We start from the raw sequence: 514 nt of genomic DNA, 5'->3' as shown, positions 1-514 counted from the left end.
AGTAAATCAGGATTTTCTTTTTCAATCTTATATATTTGTTCCCACATGAATTTAATATCAGATTCTTTTGTGATCATATCGTGACCATGTAATAACAAATCTGTATAAACAACTGTATGACCAAGAGATTCTAAAGCACGCTTAAGACTTTCAGGTAAATGGCGTTCTAAGATTGTATCAAAAAGAGCAACTTTCATTATTTTAAATTCCTAGATTTGGTTCAAATACATACTTAAATTTCTCATGTTTCTTTATAGATGGATTAGAAACAGGTCTTTTTTCAACAGTTGCTATGTTGAAAGGATCAATTAAGTAGATTTTATTTTCAGAATCTAATATCTTAGTTTTGTGCCCATTAATATCAATAACAATATTATCCTTAAACTTATTCTTCACTAACAAACAGTTTAAATTAGCTGAATGAATATATGAGAACCAATTTGATTCAGGCAAGGATAAATCCTTGGATTTTAATATTGTGTTCATATCATAGATAATCTTACGGCTTACAGCG

2 protein-coding genes are annotated in these 514 nt (G+C 28.4%); both read right to left on the bottom strand.

What is annotated here, in order from left to right; all coding sequences use genetic code 11:
* Positions 1-197: hypothetical protein (locus F981_RS23105; protein WP_004727246.1), on the bottom strand; the 197-nt coding region annotated here is incomplete at its 3' end.
* A 4-nt stretch (positions 198-201) separates the two neighbouring features.
* Positions 202-514 (bottom strand): hypothetical protein (locus tag F981_RS23100; RefSeq protein ID WP_004727244.1); only part of this gene is annotated, 313 nt, incomplete at its 5' end.

Origin of the sequence: Acinetobacter guillouiae CIP 63.46, from assembly GCF_000368145.1 — a bacterium.
GTDB lineage: Bacteria > Pseudomonadota > Gammaproteobacteria > Pseudomonadales > Moraxellaceae > Acinetobacter > Acinetobacter guillouiae.
The sequence above is the reverse complement of the archived record's forward strand: the minus strand, read 5'-3'. Positions and strand labels throughout refer to the sequence as shown.